At 43.9% G+C, this 18,722-nt stretch carries 25 protein-coding genes; 4 read left to right on the top strand and 21 right to left on the bottom strand.

Translation table 11 applies throughout. The features are described from left to right. The first annotated feature begins 36 nt into the window (after positions 1–36). On the top strand, positions 37–1,134 hold the full coding sequence (locus QFZ78_RS07845; protein ID WP_307546453.1) for a sulfate ABC transporter substrate-binding protein: 1,098 nt from the start codon (positions 37–39) through the stop codon (positions 1,132–1,134). A 78-nt stretch (positions 1,135–1,212) separates the two neighbouring features. On the opposite strand, the gene QFZ78_RS07850 is transcribed toward QFZ78_RS07845, so the two are convergent. From QFZ78_RS07850 to QFZ78_RS07895, 10 genes are all read right to left on the bottom strand, one after another. Further along, positions 1,213–2,007 (bottom strand): TIGR00266 family protein, encoded by a 795-nt coding sequence (locus tag QFZ78_RS07850; protein ID WP_307546454.1) that lies wholly within the window; start codon positions 2,005–2,007, stop codon positions 1,213–1,215. Between the two features lie 106 nt (positions 2,008–2,113). Further along, on the bottom strand, positions 2,114–2,899 hold the full coding sequence (locus QFZ78_RS07855; protein WP_307546455.1) for a sugar phosphate isomerase/epimerase family protein: 786 nt from the start codon (positions 2,897–2,899) through the stop codon (positions 2,114–2,116). A 92-nt stretch (positions 2,900–2,991) separates the two neighbouring features. Then, the gene (locus QFZ78_RS07860) at positions 2,992–3,489 is read right to left on the bottom strand and encodes a GNAT family N-acetyltransferase (RefSeq protein ID WP_307546456.1); all 498 of its coding nucleotides are present in this window, start codon (positions 3,487–3,489) and stop codon (positions 2,992–2,994) included. A 51-nt stretch (positions 3,490–3,540) separates the two neighbouring features. Further along, on the bottom strand, positions 3,541–4,419 hold the full coding sequence (locus QFZ78_RS07865) for a methyltransferase domain-containing protein (RefSeq protein WP_307546457.1): 879 nt from the start codon (positions 4,417–4,419) through the stop codon (positions 3,541–3,543). Between the two features lie 29 nt (positions 4,420–4,448). Next, positions 4,449–4,892, bottom strand: a complete 444-nt coding sequence (locus QFZ78_RS07870; protein WP_307546458.1) for an NUDIX hydrolase — start codon at positions 4,890–4,892, stop codon at positions 4,449–4,451. A gap of 7 nt (positions 4,893–4,899) precedes the next feature. Beyond that, positions 4,900–5,715 carry a class I SAM-dependent methyltransferase gene (locus tag QFZ78_RS07875; RefSeq protein ID WP_307546459.1) on the bottom strand — a complete coding sequence of 272 codons (816 nt, stop codon included), beginning with the start codon at positions 5,713–5,715 and terminating at the stop codon, positions 4,900–4,902. A gap of 190 nt (positions 5,716–5,905) precedes the next feature. After that, on the bottom strand, positions 5,906–6,394 hold the full coding sequence (locus tag QFZ78_RS07880) for a DinB family protein (protein ID WP_307546460.1): 489 nt from the start codon (positions 6,392–6,394) through the stop codon (positions 5,906–5,908). A 152-nt stretch (positions 6,395–6,546) separates the two neighbouring features. After that, positions 6,547–7,029 (bottom strand): acyl-CoA thioesterase, encoded by a 483-nt coding sequence (locus QFZ78_RS07885; RefSeq protein WP_307546461.1) that lies wholly within the window; start codon positions 7,027–7,029, stop codon positions 6,547–6,549. A gap of 42 nt (positions 7,030–7,071) precedes the next feature. Further along, positions 7,072–8,250: a formate-dependent phosphoribosylglycinamide formyltransferase gene (purT, locus tag QFZ78_RS07890; protein WP_307546462.1), complete on the bottom strand. Its 1,179-nt coding sequence runs from the start codon at positions 8,248–8,250 to the stop codon at positions 7,072–7,074. 147 nt (positions 8,251–8,397) lie between these two features. After that, positions 8,398–9,507, bottom strand: a complete 1,110-nt coding sequence (locus tag QFZ78_RS07895) for a nitric oxide reductase activation protein NorD (protein ID WP_307546463.1) — start codon at positions 9,505–9,507, stop codon at positions 8,398–8,400. Positions 9,508–9,545: 38 nt separating this feature from the next. On the opposite strand from QFZ78_RS07895, the gene QFZ78_RS07900 reads away from it, so the two are divergent. Next, entirely contained in the window at positions 9,546–9,803 is a 258-nt protein-coding gene (locus QFZ78_RS07900; protein WP_307546464.1) for a hypothetical protein, read from the top strand. Positions 9,804–10,330: 527 nt separating this feature from the next. On the opposite strand, the gene QFZ78_RS07905 is transcribed toward QFZ78_RS07900, so the two are convergent. From QFZ78_RS07905 to QFZ78_RS07935, 7 genes are all read right to left on the bottom strand, one after another. Continuing rightward, positions 10,331–11,218 carry an ATP-binding protein gene (locus QFZ78_RS07905; RefSeq protein WP_307546465.1) on the bottom strand — a complete coding sequence of 296 codons (888 nt, stop codon included), beginning with the start codon at positions 11,216–11,218 and terminating at the stop codon, positions 10,331–10,333. Between the two features lie 71 nt (positions 11,219–11,289). Next, complete coding sequence (locus QFZ78_RS07910) at positions 11,290–11,502, bottom strand: hypothetical protein (protein WP_307546466.1); 213 nt, start codon at positions 11,500–11,502, stop codon at positions 11,290–11,292. A 190-nt stretch (positions 11,503–11,692) separates the two neighbouring features. Next, on the bottom strand, positions 11,693–12,391 hold the full coding sequence (locus tag QFZ78_RS07915; RefSeq protein ID WP_307546467.1) for a hypothetical protein: 699 nt from the start codon (positions 12,389–12,391) through the stop codon (positions 11,693–11,695). 21 nt (positions 12,392–12,412) lie between these two features. After that, entirely contained in the window at positions 12,413–12,574 is a 162-nt protein-coding gene (locus tag QFZ78_RS07920; RefSeq protein WP_307546468.1) for a hypothetical protein, read from the bottom strand. Positions 12,575–12,715: 141 nt separating this feature from the next. Then, entirely contained in the window at positions 12,716–13,195 is a 480-nt protein-coding gene (locus tag QFZ78_RS07925) for a hypothetical protein (protein ID WP_307546469.1), read from the bottom strand. Positions 13,196–13,233: 38 nt separating this feature from the next. After that, positions 13,234–13,869, bottom strand: a complete 636-nt coding sequence (locus tag QFZ78_RS07930) for a trimeric intracellular cation channel family protein (protein ID WP_307546470.1) — start codon at positions 13,867–13,869, stop codon at positions 13,234–13,236. Between the two features lie 16 nt (positions 13,870–13,885). Continuing rightward, positions 13,886–14,956 carry a Gfo/Idh/MocA family protein gene (locus tag QFZ78_RS07935; protein ID WP_307555547.1) on the bottom strand — a complete coding sequence of 357 codons (1,071 nt, stop codon included), beginning with the start codon at positions 14,954–14,956 and terminating at the stop codon, positions 13,886–13,888. Between the two features lie 281 nt (positions 14,957–15,237). On the opposite strand from QFZ78_RS07935, the gene QFZ78_RS07940 reads away from it, so the two are divergent. Further along, complete coding sequence (locus QFZ78_RS07940) at positions 15,238–15,459, top strand: hypothetical protein (RefSeq protein ID WP_171647013.1); 222 nt, start codon at positions 15,238–15,240, stop codon at positions 15,457–15,459. On the opposite strand, the gene kapB is transcribed toward QFZ78_RS07940, so the two are convergent. The 3 genes from kapB to QFZ78_RS07955 are packed head-to-tail and all read right to left on the bottom strand — an operon-like array spanning position 15,456 to position 16,713. Beyond that, positions 15,456–15,845 (bottom strand): kinase-associated lipoprotein KapB, encoded by a 390-nt coding sequence (gene kapB, locus QFZ78_RS07945; RefSeq protein WP_307546471.1) that lies wholly within the window; start codon positions 15,843–15,845, stop codon positions 15,456–15,458. The genes QFZ78_RS07940 and kapB overlap by 4 nt on opposite strands. Positions 15,846–15,872: 27 nt before the next feature. Beyond that, complete coding sequence (locus tag QFZ78_RS07950; RefSeq protein WP_307546473.1) at positions 15,873–16,193, bottom strand: thioredoxin family protein; 321 nt, start codon at positions 16,191–16,193, stop codon at positions 15,873–15,875. Between the two features lies 1 nt (position 16,194). Beyond that, on the bottom strand, positions 16,195–16,713 hold the full coding sequence (locus QFZ78_RS07955) for a hypothetical protein (RefSeq protein WP_307546474.1): 519 nt from the start codon (positions 16,711–16,713) through the stop codon (positions 16,195–16,197). Between the two features lie 72 nt (positions 16,714–16,785). Here QFZ78_RS07955 and QFZ78_RS07960 point away from each other — a divergent pair, with 72 nt between their 5' ends. Beyond that, positions 16,786–16,998, top strand: a complete 213-nt coding sequence (locus QFZ78_RS07960) for a hypothetical protein (protein WP_307546475.1) — start codon at positions 16,786–16,788, stop codon at positions 16,996–16,998. Between the two features lie 63 nt (positions 16,999–17,061). Here the strand turns inward: QFZ78_RS07960 and QFZ78_RS07965 are convergent, their stop codons facing one another. Further along, positions 17,062–18,675: an ABC-F family ATP-binding cassette domain-containing protein gene (locus QFZ78_RS07965; protein ID WP_307442170.1), complete on the bottom strand. Its 1,614-nt coding sequence runs from the start codon at positions 18,673–18,675 to the stop codon at positions 17,062–17,064. Between the last annotated feature and the right edge of the window lie 47 nt (positions 18,676–18,722).

Raw genomic sequence — 18,722 nt, forward strand, 5'->3', positions numbered from 1 at the left:
AAATTGTGTATACATTTAGAAGGGGAGTTGTAAACCATGAAAAATTTCAAAACGCTTGGCTTAATCACAGCAACACTATTCACTGCAAGTATCGCACTTACAGCTTGTGGTACTGGCACGAAATCTGCAAGTACACCTGCGGCATCAACAGCTGCTGCAACAACCGCGGCAAGCGCTTCGCCAAAGGCTGAAAAAGTGACGATTACACTCGGAGCTTACTCGGTCGTCAAAGAATCCTTCGATCTCATTATTCCGAAATTTAAAGATCATTGGAAAAAGAAAACAGGTCAAACTGTTGAATTCCAAGAATCTTATGTGGCTTCTGGTGCTCAAGCTACTGCCATTATCCAAGGTTTTGAAGCTGACATCGCTCCACTGTCTTTGGAAGGGGATATTCAAAAGATCGCTGAGAAGGGGTTAATTACGCACGACTGGAAAAACAATCCTTACAAAGGTAATATCACAGCTTCAATTGCTGCAATTGGTGTTCGTGAAGGTAATCCTAAAGGAATTAAAGACTGGGCTGATTTGACGAAGCCGGGTGTTGAAGTTCTGATTCCTAATCCGAGCACTTCCGGCGGAGCCAAATGGGATATTAATGCCATCTACGGCGCAGGCTTGAAAGCTTCCGAGGCTGCAGGTAAAAAAGACCCTGCTGCAGCAAAAGATCTCGTGAGTAAAGTATACAAAAACATTAAAGTATTGGATAAAAGTGGAGCCGATTCCCTTACTACCTTTGATAAAGGTGTTGGTGATGCGATCGTTACTTATGAAAATGAGCTTCTGGCTCGTATTCAATCCGGTAAAAAGTATGTTGAAATCATTCCACAATACACAACATCCATTGAGAATCCAGTTGCCCTTATTGATAAATACGTTGACAAACATGGTAATCGTGAAGTAGCGCAAGCCTTCCTAGACTTCTTATATACACCTGAAGCACAAAAAGTATTCGCAGAAAAAGGCTTCCGTTCCGTTCTTCCTGAGGTTGCTAAGGAATATGAGAAAAACTATACAACGCCTGCCGGCTTATTCAACATTGAATACCTCGGCGGTTGGGATAAAGTGAACAAAGAGCTTTATGGCAAAGGCGCAATCTGGGAAACCATCCTTGCAGAAGGTGGAGCCAAGTAAGAACATAGGAAAAGCCCGGTGCGAATGTACAATTCGCTTCCGGGCTTTCTTTTTTGTTATACGTTATGTGTGCAATCCTTATTTTCCGTCTCCATCAAGCAAATTACCAAGACCGCCTAAGATGCTTCCCTCTTCTTTCCTTCCTCCCGCTCTTGATGCTGAAGCCATACGGTCAGCCAGCCTGCTGAAAGGAAGAGATTGAATCCAGACGCGCCCAGGTCCGCGTAACGTAGCGAAGAATAAGCCTTCACCGCCAAATAACGCTGTTTTAACGCCTTTGACCATCTCAATGTCGTAATCAACCTCTTGTGTCATAGCCACGAGACAACCCGTATCCACGCGAATTACTTCTCCTGGACGAAGTACACGTTCACATATGGAGCCACCCGCATGAACAAAGGCCAATCCATCGCCTTCAATCTTCTGCATGATAAAGCCCTCACCGCCAAAGAAACCAGCCCCTAGCTTACGCTGAAAAGCAATACCTACCGAAACACCTTTCGCTGCACATAAGAAGGAATCTTTTTGACAAACCAATTTACCACCTAGATCTTGCAAATCCATCGCTATGATTTTCCCAGGATAAGGCGCAGCAAAATTAACCTGTTCTTTCCCGTGTGAGCTGTGATTCGTAAAAACCGTCATGAACAAGCTTTCACCCGTTAGTAATCGTTTACCAGCTCCTAGCAGTTTGCCCATGAATCCTTTATTATCACTGCTGCCGTCTCCAAAGACAGTCTCCATTTGGATGTTTTGATCCATCATCATCATACTACCGGCTTCAGCTACGACACTTTCTCCCGGATCCAACTCAATTTCCACATATTGCATTTCATTTCCTAAAATACGATAATCAATTTCATGTGCGTTCATTAAATTCTTACCTCCTATTTATTATTCCATAAGGACATTGTCAACGTAAATTAAGCCATTTTAGATGTTATACGATGTACTTGTGGGTTGGTTTCAGGAAACCTCATCACTTATAATTTTTCTTTAATTGTTCTACGGATTCTCTTAAAGATGTACTTGTTTTCACTTCAATCACAACGGACAAGCCATAATTTTCGGCAAAAAGAAGTCGATCATTAATCGGGACATTACCGTTATATAGGGGTTGATGGTCTGATTTATCATTGCAATCATGGAGATGCATATGCTTAATTCGATCAGTAAATTCGCGGAATACAACCTCTTCCTTAAAGTTAACTTTAGCATCGTGTCCTACATCCCATGTAAGGTGAAAATTTTCGAACTTCGCTAACATCTCGAGAGCCCTTCTGATGAATGGAATATGAAAATTGCATGTATTTTCAATCGATAAAACAACATCTAAAGAATTAGCAAGCTGATAGAGTTGAGAATATGACTCATATAGTAATTTATTAAATTCAGTTTCGTATTGTTTATTAATCCACATTCTCTCATGGGGCAGCGTAAAGTAAATGCCATTATTTAAATGCATATTCAGCGTTTGTATCCCTGCCCTACTAGCCCATTCAATTGTTTCTTTACATCTCTGTAAATGTCCCAGCCTTATTGAAGGATGAAACGATGATAAATCAATTTCTTCTGGTAAATGAACAGTAAATTCAATGCCATATTCTTTCTTCATATGCCTTATTTCCTGATGGCTTAAATTCTCGGGTAAACATATCGGAAGATTCATATTTAGTTCAATGAAATCAAGACCTAATTCTTTACACAGATTAATATTCTGTTCAAGTGTTTTGAATTCTATTAAAGTTGGCATTCCTAAGTGCAATTTGGACTACCTCCTTTTCCTTCAAACTTGCTAACGAGTGATCTTATACTCTATTACCTTATTATTTAGTTCAATTAATACGAGGTAGAATTCTATTCATTAGATTTCCATTTACTATCACATAGAACTACGGATGTCTCGATTTGTCTTTCAGATACATTCCAAAATCTATGTAGTAATTCCCCCTTCTCTTCTTGTGAAATTAACTTAAATCCATTCTTTAGATAAAAATTAATAGCCCATTCAGCAGATTCCCAGGTCCCGATTAGTATAGGTTTATCTGTTAAATTAATTAAATGATTCAGAAGCTTGGTCCCTATACCACCTTTACGTTGATTCGTTTTAACATAAGCATGTCTGATTAAGGATACTTCCCCTTTATCTTGTATTCCCATGACTCCAAGTAATTCATTGTTTTCCTCTAGCCCCCAAAACATAACTCCTTCATTCATTTCATGATTTAACTCTTCCATTGTCTTGTACGGTTCATGATACATATCATAAGGAATAACCCCTTCGTATGCTTGAGCGGCATCATTGATAATCTGATAGATTACATCTTTATCTAGATATTCACACAATCTGATCATGATATTGACTCCTTTGATTGTTTAGTTTGTTTTATATATCCTTTAATTCCTCTATCTCTTCACAGTGCCAAATGTAATTTTCATGTTTGGTGCATATGTTAAGTAAGAATTATCATCGAATTCCTTTGAAAATAGTATCTCAGCCTCATATTGATTCATTGCATCATTAAGCAATAATCCACGATTCACTAAATTATGAAGAAATTCCTCTTTCTCTCCAGGTAACTCCCCTAATCCTTCTTCCCTCAAAGAGTTATAAAGACTTTGCTTACTTAGCAAGTCCATATTCTGATCCAAGAAATTAACCTTATCACTTACTCTACACTCAACGTTCTTCAAACCTAATTGACTGAGATAGATAGGTAGTTTGATCCCTATATTTCCGTCCTTACCCTTTTGATTAAAATCTCCCTCGTACAATTTTTGCAAAATACCCAATTTAACCATTTTAGACTGCTCCAGTTCGTCAAGACAGTAGTTTGACATATTAGCAATCCAATGTGGTTCAAAGCAAATGACCATTCCATCATCTAAAACACAATCAATCATCTTCTGAAGTACTTTCTTTGAATCAGACATATGTAATAAAAAAGCATGGCACATAGCTATGTCATACTTTCTGTCTATTGTAACTTCTTCGATGTCACTCACGTAAAATTCTGATGGGAAAGACTGATTTTGAAAGACTTCCTTCGCCGTATTAATAAGTTCATTTCCCTTGTCAATTCCCGTATAGGTTGATCCTTCGGGTAAAAGCGGTAACAGTTTAAGCCCCAAATATCCAAAACCACAACCATAATCGATGATGTTCACCGGTTTTATAATCTTCCAAACAGTCTTCACTAAAAATTCCAAATAATCATCATTGTAATACAGCCCTCGCGTATTTCTTAAATATTCAATCTTATTATCCCAGTAATATTCGGACATTTAAGCTCCTAATCTTTGTTCTAGATTTACTATCTCGTTAAAAAAGTATGTAGTATTGGTTTGTCTGGAGGACTAATATTGTCAGGTATCTCATCAATTGCAAAAAATCTAATTTCTGCTACTTCTGACTCATCTTGATTGATAACTCCATCGAATTCTTCACATATATAAGCAGCAACTACGTTATAGACCTCATCATCGTGTGGATATTTGTAATACAGTTCTTGACCTGAAAATACATCTAATAATTCAAGCTTCTTGGCTTGTAAACCGGTTTCTTCAAATAACTCTCTTCTTGCTACCTGTTCCATTGTTTCCCCAGGCTCTAAGGATCCTCCTGGTAATCCCCACATGCCATTATCAGTTCTTCTCTCTAATAAAATGGAGTTATTATGAATAACAACGACACAAGCACCGGCCATAATTAAAGGTCTTGTTCCAACCATCTTTCTTAAATCCATAATGTAACCCATAGTTATATCACGCCTTTCTTCGACCGATATACAATAAATGTGAAGACACTCCTAATATGTGAGGATTCTCAGATTCTTTGTAAATCAAATTCATTACTTCTTGAAATTCTTCTTCGCCACGAGAACGCCAATAGTCAAATTGCTCTGACTTAAATGAACCAGCTATACTAGATGACCCAATCAATTTGAGGCTTTCAAATCCATGAGATTCCATGAAAGGATTAATATCTTCTATGTTAAAATAATACGCCCCTGTGAATCTTCCTTCGTCCTTATGATTAAATATACCGGTTTCTAAAAATGAGTTTATATCCTCTATGTTATCATTCGGTTTCCAGTGTTGAGGAAATAATAAGGAAGTCGTTAGATGCCGTATCCTAGTCATGAATGCCACAAATACAAGACCATCCCGCTTAGTAACTCGATGCAATTCTTGTATGGCAGAATCCCGATCCGATGGTGTCTGTAAATGATATAAAGGCCCCAACATCAATGATGCATCAAATTGTTCATCATTGAAAATGTCTAAATTTCTTGCATCAACAATATGAAAACCTTTGAAAAACTCCTCTAACTTCAATTCGACTGCCTTCTCACCAGCTATTTCCACTAATCTCGGGGTAAGATCCGTTAGTGTAACCTCATAACCGCATTTCGCTAATTCAACTGAGTATTTACCTGGTCCAGCACCGTTATCTAAGATGTGCCCTTTCTGCGGTAGCAAACTCCTTATATGGTGCCAGTTAACTATAAATTCAATAGGTTCTCTATCAAGTCGGCCCCATTCGTCAAATCTATTATAATAATTAATCACTTTATCCATGTATATCCTCTCCTTCGTAAGTTTTTTGATAGACAGAGGAACTCTTTCATTAAAAAAATACGGATTTATCACTCCTTCTTTAATTCAATAAATCACAAATTATTCCTCTATTTTTACAAAGTCAAAACAAAAAGGGACAGCACCCCTTGGAGTATCTGTCCTGATGCCATCGGTTCGCTTATACTGATGACTATGAATCTCGCAATAAAATTTTATAAAGTTTAATGACACTTATATGCATGCCTTCATGGTACAAATTAAAACTAAGAAACTGCTCAGGCGTCTCCAAGGTCATTCCTGCTGAAGTCGTGTAAGGTGGAACAATTTTCTCCTCTAAGCGATGACCGAGCACATCACGTATCCGCTCTTGCTGATCTTTCAGCAAGTTCTCCAACTCTTGCAAGGTAGGAACGGCAGCGGAATTGGGCCAGTTTAAAGGCGTAGTACCATACTCAAACTGCTCCTTGAACCCTTCTGGCAAACGAAGTGGAAGACCCACATATTGAAATGCGAAACGTTCAAGCACGACATAAATGTGCCCCAGCTGCCAACGGATATTATTTCGAAAGCCATCGGGAATTCGGTCGGCTGTTTCTTCGGTAACTCCATCCATCAATTTTAAGGTTTGGCCCCTCACGAAAGCCAGCTGTTTGAACAAATAGTGTTCTATCGTCCTCACTCCTTCAAATCATTGTTTATGGCATATTATACCATAATATCAAGTGACGGCTAAGGTAGTCGAAGTTATTTCCTCCAAATATACAAAAAGGACAGTTCCTAGTAAGGAACTGCCCAACGCTTCAGGGCAAATTGTATTTTCAATCAAAAAGACTACATGTTCAAATTCCGCTCTTCTTTGCGAAGCTTGCGCGCGGCAAATCGAGTTTCGGCTGTTTCGAACAGGCGTTTTTCTTCATCCGTTTCAGGGATGATTTCCGGCACCGGACACGGTTGTCCATATTCATCCAGCGCCACGAAGGTTAGGTAGGCCGTCGCAGTACGCTTCTTTTCGCCTGTCAGAAGGTTCTCCGACTCGATTTTCACATAAACCTCCATCGAACTTCGATGCGTCCACGTAACAAAGGCCTCCAACTGAATAGCCTCTCCAAGTTTGACAGGGGCGAAGAAGTCTAAGCTATCACTAGATGCTGTAACGACACCTCTTCGCGAATGACGCATCGAGGCAATCGTTGCTACCTTATCTATATATTGCATCACGCGACCGCCAAACACGGTATTGTGATAATTCGTGTCTGCCGGCAAAATAATTTCTGTCAAAACGGTTCGGGAGAGTCTTGCTGGTTTAGCTTCCATTGTGCTTGCCTCCTGATGATGACTTGACTTGGGTAACCTATCTTATTCGTAGTTTAGTTTAAGCAATCCAGCCGCTTGCTTCGCAAGGCTTCGTGCTTCCTCTACCGTATCTGCACTACTCAGCGCAACAGCCATGCGGCGTCCCACTTTTGTCTCCGGCTTACCGAAGACGCGAACCTGCGTATTGGGTACGGATAAAGCTTGCTCTAACCCGCTAATTGAATACTCTACCTGTTCACGATCCGCTTTAAGGGTATAACTAGCACCTGGCGTCAAAAGACGAATACCAGTTATAGGCAGTCCCAGAATCGCTCTAGCATGCAAGGCAAATTCGCTCAAATCCTGCGTTGCCATCGTGACCATACCCGTGTCATGTGGACGAGGCGAGACTTCACTGAAATAAACGCCTTCCTTGGTCAGGAACAGCTCAACCCCATAAAGCCCGAAGCCTCCGAGCGCGTCCGTAATGGTTTTGGCCATGTGCTGGGCGTCTGAAATTTGCTGTTCCGTCATTACATGAGGCTGCCACGATTCGATGTAATCCCCATCCTTTTGAATGTGTCCAATCGGCTCACAATACGTAGTACCTGAGATTGAACGAACAGTCAACAACGTAATTTCAGATTCAAAATGAATGAATTCTTCCACAATCACACGAGCGTTTTTCGCGCGGCCGCCTTCCATGGCGATGTTCCAGGATTGTTCCACATTCTCAGGTGTTCGGCATACACTTTGACCTTTACCCGAGGAGCTCATAATCGGCTTAATGACACAAGGTGTTCCAATTTCCGCAACGGCAGCATGTAATTCTTCGAGACTATTTGCGAAAGCATACTTTGCTGTTCGCAGCTCTAGTGTCTCTGAAGCAAGGCGGCGAATCCCCTCGCGGTCCATGGTCAAACGGGAAGCTGTAGCCGTAGGAATGACACGATAGCCCTCCTTCTCAAGCTCCACAAGAACAGGCGTAGCAATGGCTTCAATTTCAGGTACGATAAGATCAGGACGCTCTTGCTCAATCAAAGCTCTAAGCTGCTCCCCATCGAGCATATTAATGACATGGCTGCGATGTGCTACTTGCATGGCTGGTGCATTTGCGTAACGGTCAACAGCGATTGTTTCAATCCCTAGACGCTGCGCTTCGATGACAACTTCTTTCCCAAGCTCCCCGGATCCAAGCAGCATAATTTTCTTGGCTTTGTTCGATAATGGTGCTCCGTACATGAAATGAAATCCCCCTTATGTTATGTCGAAATAAGCAAATAATGGTTTGATATGTATGTAAGTAAAGAAAAAGAAAATGGAGATAAGCAGGGCATTCCATCTGGCATGAACATAAAATACCCTGATCTATTGTAAAGGATTTCGACATTAAAAGATAGATTTGAGCAGAAGTTTGCGCAAAATGGGCACCAACTGCTCGGCGAGCTCCTCTATATTGGGGACGACAATACTACTGCGCCCATACATGTTGCGCATGGCAATCCTCTCCGTTTCGTGGACGGCGCCACTGGCCAGAAAAACGCTGATGACCTCAATACCTTGTCGCCGAGCGTGCAGCACGGCTTCATAGGTGTCGAGGATACCGACATCATTGTAATTGGCTGCCGAAGGCTCGCCATCCGAGAACACCAAGAGGATGCGCTGCCGTTCTGTGCGCCGCAGCAGCCGTTCCGTCATGCGACGAATCGCGAAGCCGTCGCGGTTATCTTGCTGAGGCTCAAGCTGCAGCAGAGCCGCGCCGCTTCCGGATGCTAAGGAGGAGCCGAAGTCGACCGCAACCTGGAACAGGTTCGGCGCTTCCTTCTCCGTGACGCGATCCGCGTCCTCCCAGAATCCCACGATTTCGTGCGGGATTCGTAAGGATCGGAGGGTCTCGTGGAAGAGCACGAGACCGAGCTTGGTTTCGTCCATTTTGTCATACATGGACGCCGAGCAGTCGACGAGCAGCGCGAACGCCGCGTCGAGCTGAGGTACCGGCGCGCGCTTCTTATAAAAGAGGCGCGGCATCTCTTGCGTCACGGCTCGCGTTAGCCGCTTGTCGAGCCGCCCGAACAACCGATCGCCGCGTGGGGCGATCCGCTTCTGCTCCAGCGTGCGCCGAATGGCACGCTGCAATGGCTTCGCGAGCGGCGCTGCGCGCTCGCTCAGGCGCCTGTACCCGGCCTCCTGCGCAGCAGTCGGCCGTTCAGGCGCCAGCCACGTCGCCGTCGCATACGCGGCGACAGCGCCCTCCCCGTGCCCCGCGGCAGCGGGCACGGCAGCACTCTCGCGCCGCTCGCCGGAGGCGGCGCCAGTGCGCCCCGCGCGCATCGAGCGCCCTTGGGCGATGGCGAGCACCTGGTCGGACGCGTCGCCCTCGCGGGGCGCAGACCCCTGCGCGGCTGTGCGCGAGCCGCGCTCCAACTCAAACCGTAGCAGCCCCGGGCTGCGGTCGCTGCTCTCACGGTGCCAGGTCGGCATGCGCTCCTGGCCCGGCATCTGACGCTCCCCCTCTTGCTCGGGGAGCACATCATCATTTGCGAGCCGCTTCGCACGCTTCAGCTCGCCCTTATACCTTGCAGGCAGCGGCTCCGCCACTCCGCTGCCCGGCTGCATCCAGAAATAGGCAGCTGTCGCATCTCCGTCTAGCCAATAAGACAGCGAGTCCATCATCGTCTCGCAGCAAGCGGCAACCTCCGCAGTATGTGCTGCATCCTCAATCTGCTCCAAAATCGGATACAGCTGAGCTAACCGGCCAGAAAGTCCAGCACCAGCACCAGCATCCTCCAAGCTAGCGTGCCATTCCAACCCTGTAAACCAACCATATACCAATAAAAGAACAGCGTCTGCCAACTCACCTTTGCTCAGGTGTGTACGCAGCTTATGTTGAAAATAGACCCTATATATGCGATGCCGATGTGCGAATACGCGGGCAGTCCCCGGTCTGCGAGCTCGACAAATACGCTCTAACCGCATATCCTCACATAGAGCAAAGATCGTGTTAGCCAGCTTCGGGAGACTCGCACTTTGGCAAAAGTGTAGATATGACTTTACGGCGTCTGCCCCTGTAAACCAAGCACTACCGATACCGCGCAGGTAAACATCACTCTTCATCCCTGCCGTTTTATCAACCGCAGGATAATCCCGCCAAAACTGACTCACAGTTATACGAGCGGAAGCTTCCTCATAGTCAGCATGGAACGCCGCTTCCACCTCAAGTTCTTTGCGCTTGGTGAACATCCGGCCTAAATCTACAAGCTGCATTTGGAGCATCGCATCGATTTTATCCTCTAATAAGCTTAGCTTTCCTACAAACATTGGCTCAGAATAACGTCTCGGCCGCATTCATCACGGCTGCACGCTCCCTTTCATCCTCCAATTTATCAGCAATAGCTCGCGCAACTGCCCGCATGGGAGGAATATAAGCCGTCAAATCGCAAGCATCCAGTAGAGCTCGGATCGATCCTGCTTCATCGGGCAGCTGCCCCATTTCAATAAGGGATAGTAAATCGGCAGATAACTGTACGAATGTTCTTAGCTGCTTTTCATTCCGTAAAACAGATTTGCTCTTTAGCAGTTGAAACAGTGTCTCCCCTTGCAAATAGGGAACATCAATCGTTACAAAGCGGTTTTTCAAGGCTTCGTTGAGCGGTACTGTACCAATATAGCCTTCATTAATTGCTGCAACAACTCGGAAGTCCGGATGCGCTGTAATGACGTCCCCTGTAAAAGGGTTCGTAATCGATCTACGATAATCCAAAACACCATTGATCAAAGGTAAAGTTTCCGGCTTGGCCATATTAATTTCGTCTATGTATAGAAAATGTCCCTTCGTCATGGCTTTCATGATCGGACCGGGTATGAAGGCAATCTGAGTACGACCCTGCTCATCGTGCGATAGCGTTTTGAATCCTAGCAAGGCTTCAGCATCGAGATCAGTTGAACAGTTGACGGCATGCATGGGCTGATCAAAGAACGCTGAAACATGCTCAGCCAGCTTCGTCTTTCCTGACCCGGTTGGACCCTTCAACAAGACATTTTTGCCCAAGTAAAGAGCAATTATGGCATCCGTTAATATGTCTTTACTAGGGGCTTCGAAAGCTGCCGTTCCAATGAGTTTATGTTCTTCTGCTGAATGTTCTGTCTGTCTTTGCTGCTTATTCTGCTCTATATGCTCACGTATTTCTTGTGGTAATGTGTCTGTCATCATGATTTTATGGTCCTTTCCTGATCCCTTTGTCCTCTTACTATTTATCAGGAAAGCTTAGATTGTCAAGCTTTTCAGGGCAGCCACGGTTCATCAATAATCGAGTGAGAATAAAAAGCCATCGATTCTCCGCATTTCGGACAATTCGGTTTGGAAGGGATATCATTATAATACAGCGCCAAACCGTATGCGGTTTCAAAGTTAATCGCTTGGATCACATCATCCTTATGAACATAATCACACTCTCGCGAACTACAATAAGCACGGACCTTATACCGATTACTCATTCATCCTAATAGACGCGTGGCAAGCATTCAAATACTCGGAATGTGTTAACATCGTCGTACTCCTTTTATAAAGTCATTAAAACATCTCAAGAACCCAAATAAATACGACAAAACCCCCAGCAGACAGCTGAGGGAGAGCGACTATAGGGCAACTATGGAATAGTTACGCATTTTGCTTTTTTAAGTATCCTTAAGGTAACTCGTTTCTTTGTCCTGAGGAATAGGTTGGGAACGCATATTGGACCATCGTGTTAAATTCATTCAAATACGTATCCATTCGTTTATTATTTCGCTGCTGCGTATCATAGTACAACATCCGATTCACGAAATATGGATTCGACGAGATGAAAATATTCGTTTCCGGATAAATACGAGTTAACAAATGTCGAATGGCATTGGAACTTTCCGCTGGAAGCGGTTTGGCCGAGAGCCAATCCATCTGTGCGCCTACCCCCGAGCCGAATAAGCCTGCTTCATTTTCCGGGTCATTATTTTTACTTAACATCTTAACACCATCATTGGCGCCCATCGCTTGCATGCCTCCCGTATCAACGGCGACATAAATGTTGTTATCCGTTACGGCAACAGCTGTAGATCCTAGGTGTGCTGCTTGAATAAGCTGATCCGCTAAATCCCGATTCAGCTGCAAGTGCGTGTTGATATGTGCTTTCACATTATCTATTGTAGGTTGAAGTATCGTAGGCTGCGGTGATTGATTAACACTCTTTGCACCCATCGAAGGATTTTCATTGTTTCTTAATCCTGTATCCCAACTGCCAGCATTCGGGTTAGAAGAACTTGCGCCTGCTTGATTTTTTGGACTCGCACAGCCTGCTGATAGGCAGACGAGTATAGCGGTCACCACGATTTTGAACATCGTTTTTTTCATATAGTCCCCCCTTCTAGTAGCTCATACTTTACTTTTCTTACTCTCATCATCTTCTTGCGTGTAAGCAATCAGGGCGACTTCATACCCCAGTTCATCCTTCATGCGGGACTCGAGGCTGCGCAGATCTTCCAGCAAATCTTCACGTGTGCCAAAGTTAGCAAAATGGTAGGACTCTGTATCCATGATTCTCCCTCCTCTCCTAAGCAAAAGCCATTAGAGTTAATATGGACATTTATCCTGATTTTTACTAAACAAAAAAAGCCCGCCGCCGAATCATCGGCAAGCTGGCTCCTGTAAAACATATATGAATGCATTCAATCATGGCTATTCCTTTTTATTACGTGTTTCATCCAGTTCTTCAAGCAACTTACGAACTGCTTCCGGATCTACATTCCCATTTTCACGAAATTCTCTCAGCTTATTTAATAGGTCCTGTGCAATCGCATCATCCTCGGATTGCTGCAATTCATGTGACGGGTCAAACCAAATGTAAAATCCCTCTGGACCATTTCGCAAAAATGATTTGTGCCAATGCTCTGGATAGGCATAACCCTGTTCCCCAAATATCAAACCTAGCACATCATCACTGTCAATGGGCAGCAAATAATGAAAGGATTCCGGCTCACCGGTGTTCGTAAAATCTCGATGCATGTAAGCATAATGAAGATAATGCTCACCCGTTTCTACATCCTTAGACACCTCATACATGTCAAGCTCCGTTTGCAGCAATTCTTTCACCGAAATAATCCGCGATGCAATCGTCTCTGCCGAAATCTTTTGCTGGTGTAACAATGATGTTTCCATTTTAACCATCCTCCTTTCGAACTTTAGATAGCTCTATGCTACGAATCGGATCTGCGTGTTGCCTCACCAATGGCACCCCGCAAGGATCGTTTGGGCAGTTTCCATTTATAAAAGACCGATAACATTCTAAGAACCACGATTAGCACAAATAGAACAGCTAATTGCCAAGCGCCTTGTGTCCAACCAAGTCCGACTAGCGCGCCAGCCAGCATGCCCCAGACAGCATAAATTTCATCCTTGAGTACGAGCGGCTTTCGTCCCGCTAATACATCCCGAACCATCCCTCCGCCAATTCCAGTCAGAACAGCAGCAACAATAATGGCACTAAGCGGATGTCCCATATTCGTTGCATACAGCGCACCTTGAATGGAAAAAGCAGCCAAACCAATCGCATCAAAGAAAGCTTCCCAAGTTTTCCATACTCGGATGTATCGAACTGGCATACAGAACACAAGTGTCATTGCAAACAAGGCAATTTGAAAATATAGTCCTTGCTCCCATAGCAGGACAATCGGTTTGCCGATCAGTAAGTTTCGTATGACTCCGCCGCCGAAAGCTGTAACAAGTCCGAGTACATAGACGCCTAATATATCATATTCTTCTTCCATCGCAACTATGGCACCACTCACCGCGAATGCAATCGTTCCGATGATACTAAATAACTCCCAATTCACTTCCTGCAGCCCCTGTCTACTCGATGTCCCAGTCCAATTTCACTTCATTACCCGTTTGCGACGAACGGTAGATCGCATCCAAGATCAAGTTATTCGTATAGCCCGTCATGACGGATGTCAACGGCTGTAAGCCACTCTCGATACATGACAAGAAATGTCTCGCCATCCGAACACGAGGTCCTTCATCGAATTCAGGCACCGTAAGGTCAATGTCAGCTTCGCGGTCGAACATTTCTGCGAACAGCTTCCCTTTCGTTCCACGAATCGAGGCACCGCCTTCACTTCCAAGCAGCTGAACATAAGGCTGGTTATCTGTTTCAATGAGAGCTGCCCAACTTACATCCAGAGATAAGGTAGCGCCATTGTCAAATTTAATCAGAGCCGTTGCCAAATCCTCCACATCATATTGACCATCCCAGTTGGGCGCCCCCCATGATCCAATCCCTTTTTTACGCGGACCGAATTCAGCGTAGGTCGCTCCATAGACCGATACAGGTTTCGGATTCCCCATCAGATACAAAGATAAATCCAACATATGCACACCAAGATCAATCAGAGGTCCTCCGCCAGATTTCCCCATTTGGGTAAACCAAGTTCCCCAGCCAGGAATCCCTTTGCGTCTCAACCAGCCTGCTTTTGCATGATAAATGTGTCCAAGCGCACCTTTCTCAACCTGCTGCTTCACAGCTAGTGATAAGGCATCCCAACGCAGTTGGTGCGGAATCATCAGAACTTTACCCGCTTTGCGCTCCGCTTCAACAATTTGTTTAGCCGAAGCAAGATTTAATGCCATGGGTTTCTCGAGCATGACGTGCTTACCGGCCTCTAGCGCTTGTACCGCGATAGGTGCATGCCATTCATTAGACACAGCAATGATTACCGCATCTATAGATGGGTCCGAGAGCAGCTTGTCCGTACTTTCATAAACACGTTCAATGTTATGTTCTTTTGCTCTAGCTTCAGCAAGTGGCAAAAATACATCCGTAACGGCGGTGATTTCAGCCTCCGGCACTTTCTTCAGCACTTCCATATGTACATTTCCGATATTTCCGGAACCTATTATACCTATACGAATTGGGCTTTCCAGCTGTCATTTCTATATCCTCCAGAACGTGTTTAGATTTCAATCTTTCTTATTATAATTGTGGTTATCCTTCCCCGCAACAGCCAATCTCTTGTGCTCAAATTAATCTTTGAGGAACTGGCCCACTAGAGCTATTTTTTACATATAATAAATTGCTAAAACTTTTTTAATAGTTTGACCCTAACATATCTAACATTTGAAATGTATCCTTAATGAGTAGACCAGACATAATGAAAGCGTATGAAGTTAGTTTTCCCAAAGGAAAACTCGAAGGAGGGCTTAACATGCAAGCATTAACCATTAGATTCAAAAACAAATCCATCCCCGTGCTTAATTTCACACATAAACGATCACATATGGAACTGTTGTCCAGTAAACTCAAGGAACTTGAGCTGAATTTTGAATTTCGCAAAAAATTAAAAATGATCTCGATGATCGAGATCATTGGTGATGTCGCCATTTTCAAATATAACGACGGCACGAAATTGTATCTGGAAGTTTCTTAATCTTTCGTTGGAAAATATTCTTTCTGTAACTGATCAAGCTCCTGCAGAGAGCGTCGGGCCCACGCTTCCATTTCCGACAGCTTACTGATTTGCGTGAGTAGCGCTCTCTTCAGAGAATCTTGGTAATCTGGAATCTGACCTGCATAAGGACGTATTGTCGTAATAGGCATTAGTGCAATTTCTTGATAAGACAACGCCCGTCGTTGATGAAAAAAAGCTACACTTGGATCCATCGGGTTATGTAAATCCCCCTGTGTTGGGTGCTCTTTTACAGCCAGAATGCGGACTGCCGCTTTCATCGAATTGCTTATCTCTACAACCTCACCAAAATAAGCGCCTGTTTTATACTCCGCAGTTACGCGATCTCCTATTTGAAAACTACTCATTCGTCAACAACTCCATTCTTCTCAAATTCACATGCGGTTAAGAGGCAGCAGTTTACGATACAGCTCATCCACCGATTGCATGCGGTATATAAATTCTTTCTCTTTTCCCTGTTCTATGATGACTATACACGGTACACTACTAATTTGCCATTCACGAGTAATTTGAGGAAGAAAGTTAATATTACTCTTTACAAGCGGTAAGGAAGGCAGCATTGTCATGATAATGTCTAACATCCGTTCCGTCACTTTGCATGTACCGCAAAAAGGTGTGTACAGAAAAACAGCAAAAGAACCCTCTTGCGTTCTATCTAGTCGCTCTAACAGCTCCTGCCCAGTTAATTCCTGCATACTAACTCCATCTTTCATCCAACCAAGCTAAACTATCTACGGCATAAGAAATGAGATGAGGGAAATCATCTATATGACTTTCATCTACTTTGCGTCCGAAGGATAATGTGATTTGATTATGATAGGAAATTGGATCTAGGCCATATTCATAAGAAAGCAGCTGAATGACTTGGGGACGCTGCTCCCAAATAGCACCTAGTTGCTCTTCGATATAGGGGCACTCGATATCTGGGTCTTTAACTTTGGTAAAAAGCTTAATGGTCAATGTACAGCCTGGCTTGGCTGATGGATTTTCTAAAATTTCAGCTGCTAAATCACTCAAATGAACATGCAGGTTAATTTCAGCTTTGCTGGGTTTATCGATCTTTCGGGCAAATTCAATCGCATAAGTGCGTGACATCGAGGATAGATCGACTTGATCTTGCCGCCGCGTGATGATAATTTTACCGTCCAAATCCAAGTCATAGACAGCTCCCTCAAGCACAACCTTAATATTGTCATAGATCGTTGGATCAAACATCCCGTACACCTTCTTTCATCTTTTCTTAGATTCGATTATACTAAAAGCATACCACGTAAAGAAGGTGTTCCTATGTCAGACAAGCCTGAAGATCAATTGGGTGAAGAACAAGGCCTCAAGAAAGTTAGTTTAGCTGATGCCATTAAGCAGAAACTTGCCCAGAAGAAAGCGGATCAAGCCGCTGCACGCGCAAACCCGAAACAAGCTGGAAACAATAATCAAAGCGGCAAAAGTCAAATGACTAAAAAAGTAAACAATCAACGCCGTCGTACCGGCGGCAGCTAAACGTCGCTTTGCGTAGGCAAAAGCGCCCTGAGAGTAATACGTCAGGGCGCTTCTCATTTATCATTACGCGTATTGCGCTTCGCGTTGTTTTTGCACATCTTCGCTTTCTAGGTATTCATCATAAGTGAACATTTTATCGATGAGTCCTTTAGGCGTGATTTCCATAATGCGTGTAGCAATCGTTTGGATGAACTGATGGTCATGGGAGACGAATAGAATCGTTCCGTCGAAGTCAACAAGACCATTGTTAAGTGCTGTAATGGATTCCAAATCCAAATGGTTCGTAGGCTCATCAAGAATGAGGACATTGGATCCGCTTAGCATCATTTTGGAGAACATGCAGCGTACTTTCTCTCCACCCGATAGCACGTTTGCTTTCTTCAGCGCTTCTTCGCCTGAGAACAGCATACGGCCTAGGAAGCCGCGTAAGAAAGATTCATCTTGGTCTTTGGAGTATTGACGAAGCCAATCCACCAAAGTTAAATCAGAGTTGAAATAATCTTGGCTGTCTTTAGGGAAGTAAGCTTGGGAAGTTGTAATCCCCCATGTATACGTACCCTCATCCGCTTCCATTTCACCCATCAGGATTTTGAAGAGCGTCGTTTTGGCGATGCCGTCCGGGCCAACAAAGGCAACTTTATCCCCTTTATTGATAGTAAACGAGATGTTGTCTAACACTTTTACGCCATCTATCGTTTTGGACAATTTCTCAACAGCCAACAGCTGCTTACCCGCTTCACGCTCACCTTTGAAGTGAATGAACGGATATTTACGGCTGGATGGTCTAATATCTTCAAGAGTAAGCTTCTCGAGTTGTTTTTTACGGGATGTAGCTTGCTTCGATTTGGACGCATTCGCGCTAAAACGTGCGATAAAGGCTTCCAACTCTTTACGTTTTTCTTCGGTTTTCTTGTTCGCGTCTCTCGTCAAACGAAGTGCCAGTTGGCTGGACTCATACCACCAGTCGTAGTTACCAACGTACATTTGAATTTTACCAAAATCAATATCCGCAATATGCGTACATACTTGGTTCAGGAAGTGACGATCATGGGATACAACGATAACAGTGCCTTCAAAGCGGGAAAGGAAGTTCTCCAGCCAACGAATGGACTCTAAGTTCAAATGGTTGGTAGGCTCATCCAGCAGCAAAATATTCGGATTGCCGAACAAGGCTTGCGCTAAGAGGACTCGTACTTTCTCATTGCCATCGAGGTCTTTCATTTTCGTGTCATGAATGGAAGTCGGGATACCTAGACCGATGAGAAGCTCAGCTGCATCCGATTCCGCCTGCCAGCCATCTAGATCCTGGAATTCACCTTCGAGTTCAGCGGCTTTCATGCCATCTTCTTCTGTAAAATCAGCTTTGGCATACAAAGCGTCTTTCTCTTCCATAATTTTAAACAAGCGAGCATGACCCATCATGACGGTTTTCAAAACTTCGATTTCGTCAAACTCGTAATGATTTTGTTTCAAAACAGCCATTCTCTCGCCAGGTGTTATGTTGACTTCGCCTGTGTTAGGTTCAATCTCTCCGGAAAGAATTTTCAGAAAAGTTGATTTACCGGCACCATTTGCTCCGATTAGTCCGTAGCAGTTACCCGGTGTGAATTTGATATTGGCATCCTCGAATAAGGCTCTCTTGCCGTAACGAAGCGTCACGTTATTAACATTAATCATGTTTAGTACATACCTGCCTTTATAGTAGTTTGTTCTATCATATCATA

The organism is Paenibacillus sp. V4I5, assembly GCF_030817255.1.
GTDB lineage: Bacteria > Bacillota > Bacilli > Paenibacillales > NBRC-103111 > Paenibacillus_E.